The organism is Mycobacterium sp., assembly GCF_040509115.1.
Classification (GTDB): domain Bacteria; phylum Actinomycetota; class Actinomycetes; order Mycobacteriales; family Mycobacteriaceae; genus Mycobacterium.
Genome location: NZ_JBEVLO010000521.1, coordinates 24,326 through 30,889, shown reverse-complemented (window position 1 = coordinate 30,889; position 6,564 = coordinate 24,326). Strand labels below are relative to the sequence as shown.

Annotated in this window: 7 protein-coding genes; 2 read left to right on the top strand and 5 right to left on the bottom strand. The window is 67.2% G+C overall.

What is annotated here, in order from left to right; genetic code table 11:
* The coding region (locus ABW137_RS35245; RefSeq protein ID WP_526407497.1) for an LpqN/LpqT family lipoprotein at positions 1 to 652 on the bottom strand (652 nt) is incomplete at its 3' end.
* A 233-nt stretch (positions 653 to 885) separates the two neighbouring features.
* Here ABW137_RS35245 and ABW137_RS35240 point away from each other — a divergent pair.
* On the top strand, positions 886 to 1,305 hold the full coding sequence (locus tag ABW137_RS35240) for a pyridoxamine 5'-phosphate oxidase family protein (protein WP_526407495.1): 420 nt from the start codon (positions 886 to 888) through the stop codon (positions 1,303 to 1,305).
* A gap of 34 nt (positions 1,306 to 1,339) precedes the next feature.
* Here ABW137_RS35240 and ABW137_RS35235 read toward each other — a convergent pair whose 3' ends face one another.
* Entirely contained in the window at positions 1,340 to 1,954 is a 615-nt protein-coding gene (locus ABW137_RS35235) for a TetR/AcrR family transcriptional regulator (RefSeq protein ID WP_526407493.1), read from the bottom strand.
* Between the two features lie 82 nt (positions 1,955 to 2,036).
* Between ABW137_RS35235 and ABW137_RS35230 the strand changes: the two genes are divergently transcribed.
* Entirely contained in the window at positions 2,037 to 3,053 is a 1,017-nt protein-coding gene (locus ABW137_RS35230; RefSeq protein ID WP_526407491.1) for an NAD(P)-dependent alcohol dehydrogenase, read from the top strand.
* Between the two features lie 61 nt (positions 3,054 to 3,114).
* Here the strand turns inward: ABW137_RS35230 and ABW137_RS35225 are convergent, their stop codons facing one another.
* The 3 genes from ABW137_RS35225 to ABW137_RS35215 are packed head-to-tail and all read right to left on the bottom strand — an operon-like array spanning position 3,115 to position 6,560.
* Positions 3,115 to 4,104 carry a 2-hydroxyacid dehydrogenase gene (locus ABW137_RS35225; RefSeq protein ID WP_526407489.1) on the bottom strand — a complete coding sequence of 330 codons (990 nt, stop codon included), beginning with the start codon at positions 4,102 to 4,104 and terminating at the stop codon, positions 3,115 to 3,117.
* A gap of 34 nt (positions 4,105 to 4,138) precedes the next feature.
* Positions 4,139 to 5,659 carry a xylulokinase gene (locus ABW137_RS35220; RefSeq protein ID WP_526407487.1) on the bottom strand — a complete coding sequence of 507 codons (1,521 nt, stop codon included), beginning with the start codon at positions 5,657 to 5,659 and terminating at the stop codon, positions 4,139 to 4,141.
* Between the two features lie 58 nt (positions 5,660 to 5,717).
* Complete coding sequence (locus tag ABW137_RS35215; RefSeq protein WP_526407485.1) at positions 5,718 to 6,560, bottom strand: class I fructose-bisphosphate aldolase; 843 nt, start codon at positions 6,558 to 6,560, stop codon at positions 5,718 to 5,720.
* Positions 6,561 to 6,564: the final 4 nt, after the last annotated feature.

The window sequence follows — 6,564 nt, the reverse complement described above, 5'->3', positions numbered from 1 at the left end:
GTTGGTAGGTGGGATCGTCGGCGTTCATGGCCTGCACCGTCACGGTGGCCGAGTAGGTGTCACCGTTGACGGGAGCGGCGGTGATGAGAACCTTCGCCGGGTGCGCGGGGGCCGCACCTTGTGCGGGCAGCGTGTAGTCGACGATCTCCGCCAGGGCACCGCACATCGTGGTGGGCGACACCGACATGTCGGTCACGAGTGCCTGTGTCTCCAGTCCCGCACGTTGTTGATCGAGGATTGCCTGCGGTTCCACGTCGGTCCCGGAGACCCGCTCCAGGGTCACGACCACGTTGGGGACGAACGAGTCTGCGACGAGGCCCTGATTGGCCAGGGCGTACCTGATCAGGTCGGTGTTCAGCGTCGTGTTGGGCTCCCACCCCGGCGGTTGCGGGACGTGCAGCCGTGGCTCTTCGTCGCTTAGCGGGTCGATGTCGACAAGGGGTGCCGACACTGAGGAGCACGCGTCGGCGGTGGGCGACCCGTCCGCCGAGGCTCCCGCTCCCGCTTCCTCGGACGGGGTGCCCGACGCGGTCGATGCCGCCGGCGCCTTCTCCGCCTGACCGTCCGACGAGCTACTGCAACCGACCAGGGCCGCAGCAGAAAGCATGACGATCGCCACGAGCAGGGCGCGGTCCAGGGGGCCGTTCTTCACGCGAGGTGTCCTCTTCGACGTCGGGGCGAGGGGTTCGCACCCAACCCTATGGGACTGCGCTCCGTTACGGAATCGGCGATGCCGTTGCAGAGCTGAATATTTGGCCAACGACCCGCCTCGCTGTCCGCCGCACCGCAGAGCCGTGCACCGCACCGCCGGCCTCAAAGGGTCCACCGACGTTGCATCGCCACGAACCGGAATAGTCTGTCTGCGCGGAATGTTGACGAACGGTCATGAGGTCATTGTCGGATCAGGAGCGTGACAGGTTCCTCCAGGAAGTCCGCGTGGGCGTGCTGTCGGTTGCCTCAGACCCCGGCCGCCCGCCTGCCAGCATGCCGGTTTGGTACGACTACGCCCCCGCGGGTCACGTCCGAATCAATACCGGAGCGGCCTCGCGGAAGGCGCGACTGATCAGGCAGGCCGGTGCTGTCACCCTGGTAGTTCAGCGTGAAGCGTGGCCGTATCTGTATGTGGTGATGGAAGGTACCGTCGTGAATACAGAGGATCCGGCGCCGCGGGATGTCCGTGAAGCCATGGCGATCAGGTACCTCGGCGAAGAGGGCGGGCGGGCGTTCGTCGAGAGTATGAGCGACGTAGGAAGCGTGCTCTTCACCGTACGACCAGATCGATGGTTGACTTCGGACTTTTCATAGGGGCGACAGAACTCCCGCAGGACCTCGAACTCCTTCAGGTGCTTTCGAGTGGATCCAACAGGATGGTGTGAACCGCCATCGTCAGGTAGCCGATCAACTCTTCGGGCGACATCGCCGCGAGCTCTCCGTCGGCGAGAATGTAACGGCTGAACGTCACCCCAATGAGCAGCGCGCCGAGCAGGTCCGCGCGCTGCGCAAGATCCGGCACGTCCAGCACGTCGAGAACCGCCGCCGTCGGCTCGCGCCGCATGGCGCGGAGCAACTCCTTGGCAACACCGGTGTCGTCCGCACTACGAATGAGTGCGATGAACGGGTCGCTGAGGCCGTCGGCTTCGATGTTCTCGACGTAGCGACGGGCAACCCATTCAGGGAGGTCGGCGACGGCGCCGCTGTAACGCTGTTCTTCTCTACGGGCAAGCAATGAGGTCACGAAGAGCTGTTCCTTGCTCTCGAAGTGCCGCAATACAAGACCGTGGGTTACGCCCGCCCGTCGCGCGATCTCGCGGATGGTGCCGTTCGCGTAGCCGTTCTCCCCGAAGACAGCACGGGCCGCCGCCAAGATCGCCGCCCGGTGCAGTTCTGGGTTGCGCACGCGCTGGCGTTTGGCGGATCCGCCGGAATCAGGCGAGATGACCTGGCGTGATGGCATCTGCTCAATGTATCGGTGGACTTCTCGGGGCCGACACCGCTACGCTAATGACCAATTGGTCAATAGCGACGGAAGGAAGGCCGTGACGGTTCGCGCCTTTGCAGCGTTGGAAGCCAGTGCCGATCTGACCCCCTACGAGTACGACGCGGGGGAGTTGGCACCGCTCGCAGTCGACGTCGACGTCACCCACTGCGGGGTCTGCCACAGCGATGTCGGGATGATCGACGACGAGTGGGGTTACTCAAGATTTCCGGTGGTTGCCGGCCACGAGGCCGTGGGGGTGGTGTCTGCGATCGGATCGGCCGTCGACCCTGAACGGCTGAAGGTCGGCCAGCGGGTCGCCGTCGGGGCCATCGCCGGAACCTGCATGAGTTGCGAATACTGCCTGACTGGCCGCCAACAGCTGTGCGCGAAGCGCGACGACACCATCATGCGCGGAGACCGTGGGGGGTTCGCCTCATCGGTACGAGCCAGCGACTGGCGCTTCGCCTACCCAATCCCCGACGCCATCGAATCCCAGCACGCCGGCCCGCTGCTGTGCGCCGGTGTCACGGTCTTCGCCCCATTCCTGCGGCACGACGTAAGGCCGACCGATCGCGTCGGCATCGTCGGAATCGGCGGATTGGGTCATCTGGCAATACAATTCGCTGATGCCTGGGGCTGCGATGTCACGGCCATCTCCTCGTCGTCGAGCAAGCGGGACCAAGCCCATGAACTCGGAGCCGACGACTTCATTGCAACCCGTGACTCCGATGGGCTGGCAAGAGCGGCGGGCACATTCGACTTCATCCTCTCGACGGTCTCTGCCGACATCCCTTGGAATGACTACCTGTCGGCGTTGAAGCCGCAGGGCACATTGAGCATCGTCGGAGTACCCGACAGCGCCCTGACGCTAGGTCCGTTCGAATTGTTGCTTTCGGAGAAGAAGGTATCTGGTGGCGTCCCTGCGTCACGCCAGGAAACCGTTCAGATGCTCGACTTCGCCGCGCGCACCGGCGTCCGGCCGAAGGTGGAGACCTTCGACATGAGCGACATCAACCAGGCGATCGCCCGGGTGCGCGCCGGTAAGGCGCGGTACCGAGCGGTCCTGACAGCCTGAAACGCTCGGCCGTGCATCCAACTGCGGCGACGAGTGGCTGAGTCGGGGGCGAGGACGAACTTCACCGGACCGGTGTGAGCGCCTGATTGCCGGCGAGTACCGCTGCGGCGTTGTCCACCGCGAGGATTCCCATCGTGTCGCGGGTTGCCTCGCCTGCGCTGGCGGTGTGCGGGGTGAGGACAAGACCGGGCGCGTCGAGTAGCGCCGGGTTCACCTGTGGCTCGCCTTCGAAGACATCGAGTGCGGCCCCGCGGATTCGACCGGCGTGCAGCGCCTGCACCAGAGCTGCCTCGTCGACGACACCACCGCGGGCGGTGTTGATCAAGTACGCCGTCGGTTTCATGGCGTCCAACGCGGCGGCGTCGATCAAGTGTCGGGTGTCGGCGGTGAGCGGGGTGTGCACGCTGACGACGTCGCTCTCTGCGAGCAGGGTCGACGTGTCGACGAACGTGACGCCGTTCTCGACGGTGCCGGGGGTCGCACTCCGCGACGATGCGATGACCTTCATGTCGAACGCCTGCGCCCGTCGGGCCACGGCCTTCCCGATGCGTCCGAAGCCGAGGATCCCCAGCGTTGCGCCTGCGCTGACGTCCAGACCGACGAGCATGCGCGGGCCCCAGATCCACGGTTGGCGACTGCGAATCAGCCGGTCGCCCTCCGAGATTCGTCGCGTGGCGTCGAGGATCAGTGCCATGGCGTGGTCCGCCGAGGCGCGGTCGAGGACACCGGGGGTATTGGTGACGGTCACGCCTGCTGCTTCGGCGGCGGCCACGTCGATGTTGTCATAACCGACGGCCACGTTGGCGATCACCTTCAGCTCCTGGCCCGCGACGGCCAGGAGGGCGGCGTCGACGCGCTCGGTGAGGGTGATGACGGCCGCGCTTGCGCCCGCAATGCCCGCCTCCAACTCAGCGCGGTTCGGCGGAGCCTCCGATCCGATCCGCAGCGGCGCGCCGAGTGACCGCAGGTGGCTCATCGCGCGGTCGGTGAGAAGCCGTGACACGTAGATCAATCCGGTCACGGGTCGGGTCTGCATGGGTGACGTCGTCACGTCAGGACGCTCCTGTCGATGTGCGGGACTCGGATCACGTTGCCGGCACCAAGGATTCGATGGTCTCGTCGAGCGTGGAGGGCAACGGGCTCGCTGTCACGTTGGACCAGACTTGCCGGTACTGCAGCCAGCGTTCGGCCACGATGTCGCGCCACTCGGGGCGAGGCCTTACCAACCGGGCCCGCGGTGGCGCGACGGCGTTCCCCTCGAGGACGTCGACGCACATTGCCGCCGCGCCGATGGCCGGCAGGTGACTCTCGTCGACGACGAGGATGTCGCGGTCGAGTGCGTCGGCGAGCAACTGCGGCAGTTCGGGCTCGTAGCCGAAGGCGCCGCTGACGTAAAGCGTGCGCTGCTGGGCGCCGATGCAAGATTCGATGATCATCCGATCGGCGAAGAGGACACCCTCGACGATGCCGCGCGCGGCGGCGGGTGTCGCAGGATCGGGAATGTCTCCGAGGAGGGCTGTTCGTGGCTCGGCGAACCACAGCGGGCCACGCTCCGGCCGGGTGTGGGGAATGAAGATCGGTGCGTCGGCCACCTGGTCCGGCTGGGCCTGAAATGCGGTGCCGACCAGTGCCTCCACCGCGATGTCGCCTTGGCCGTAGCCCAGTCGTGCAGCCCCCTCCGCCAACGCGTCGCCACCGTTGATGACACCGTTGATCAGCCATCGACCGGAGCGGACGTCCACTCGCTGCAACGCCTTGGCCCGCGGGTCCGGCGCGGAGAGAGCGTTCGACACGACATGGGTGGTGCCCATGATGAGCAGCGGTCGGCCGCCGGGTTCCGTGCCCAGCGCGTACGAGGCGGCGGGCGTGTCACCGGACCCGACGAGTACCGGAATGCCGGTGGGCAGACCGAGCGTGGCGGCGGCGGTGGCCAGCAGCGGACCGAGCACGCTCAGCGACGGCCGCACCGGCGGGAGTTGTTGTGCGGGGATGCCCAGCTGCTGCACCACGTCGGCCAACCAACGGCAGGAGCCGTCGGTGCTCGCCATCAAGCCGGTATAGGACGCCTGGGTTGGGTCGATCGCCCGCTCCCCGGTGAGCCACTGGCCCAACCAGGTCCCGGCGAGCCCGAATGTCGTTGCAGCTGCCGCTGCTTGGGGCTCGATCACCTGCAGGAGCCGGTGTGCTGCACCCATCGCCGTGGCCGGCATCAGGTGGTTGCCGAGCAGGCGGCGATGGAAGGGTTCGAGCGCTGCGATCAGCTGCTCCGTGGGTCCGGCCAGTCCGGGGTGGTCCCAGGTGATTCCTGCGACGAGCGGCTCGCCGGTGCCGTCGAGGAGCAGGGCGGTGGGGCAGTGGGTGTCCATACCGACGCCCGCGACTGTCTCCGTATGTGGGGCCAGGTCACGGACGGCGGCGGTGATGCTGGCCCGCCACGCCGACGGGTCGGCCCGCCCCGGCCCGGCTCCGCGTGCAGCTGGATGCGGAACCCGGGACCGGGCGATGACCGTGCCGTCGGCAGCGAGGATCACCGCTTTGGTGGCGGACGTGCCGACGTCGATTCCGAGGTACGTCGCCGGAGCGGCGTGATGCGGTGTCGTTGTCATCGAAACCCACTCCTTCGAGGGTCGCGTACGGATGGGTCGCCTTCTCGCTCCGGCCTGCTCAGTCGAGCAGCTTGGCAGCGACCTCGGGGCTGTCACCACCGTGGATGACGGCCTTGAGCGCGGCGACCATCTTGCCGGGATCCTCGGCCTGCCAGATGTTGCGACCGGCGGTCATGCCGTGGGCGCCGGCTTCGACGACGGAAGCGGCCTGCTTCAGAACGTCCAGGGGGCTGTTGGCGGGTGCGCCGCCCGCGGCCACCACGATGGCGGGGGTGCCCTCGACGACCTTGGCGAACTCTGCAGTAGACCCGGTGTACCAGGTCTTGACGATGTCGGTGCCCAGCTCCGCGGCGGCGCGAGATGCGTACAGCACGGATTCGGTGGAACCCTTGCGCTCGGCCCACATCTCGCCGGATGGGTAGGCGTGGCACACCACGGGGAGTCCCCAGGTATGCGCCTCCTCGACGACGCGGGTGAGCATCTCGAACATCGCGACCTGGTTGGAGGAACCCGCGGAGATCCCGACGGCCACGGCGTCCGCGCCGAGCCTCACGGCGTCCTGAACGGTGGCGATGGTGGCGTCGTAGGTCGGGTGGAACTCGACGGAGAACATCGATGCCTTGAGGATCCAGGGCAGGGGAGCTCGGTCGCCGCCGAGCAGCGGGCCCGCCAGGCCCTTGGTGATGGTGACGGCATCGGGCTGGCCGTCGGCGATGCTGGCGAAGGTGGTCCCGATCGTGGCCAACCGCGGGGCGACGCCGCGAGGCACCGCCTGGTCGAGTGCCACGGTGACGGTGCGTCCGTCTGCGCCGAAGAGCCTGCGCAGGCGCAGGTTTCGGCCGAGGGCCGCCGTTGTTCCTGTCGGGTTGATGTCGAACGCGGGGGTGAAGGTGGTGCTCATCTGT

Bases quoted from the DNA above. Each gene is read 5' to 3' on its own strand.
- ABW137_RS35220 (WP_526407487.1), bottom strand. From the start codon at position 5,659: ATGACAACGACACCGCATCACGCCGCTCCGGCGACGTACCTCGGAATC.
- ABW137_RS35215 (WP_526407485.1), bottom strand. From the start codon at position 6,560: ATGAGCACCACCTTCACCCCCGCGTTCGACATCAACCCGACAGGAACA.
- ABW137_RS35240 (WP_526407495.1), top strand. From the start codon at position 886: ATGAGGTCATTGTCGGATCAGGAGCGTGACAGGTTCCTCCAGGAAGTC.
- ABW137_RS35235 (WP_526407493.1), bottom strand. From the start codon at position 1,954: ATGCCATCACGCCAGGTCATCTCGCCTGATTCCGGCGGATCCGCCAAA.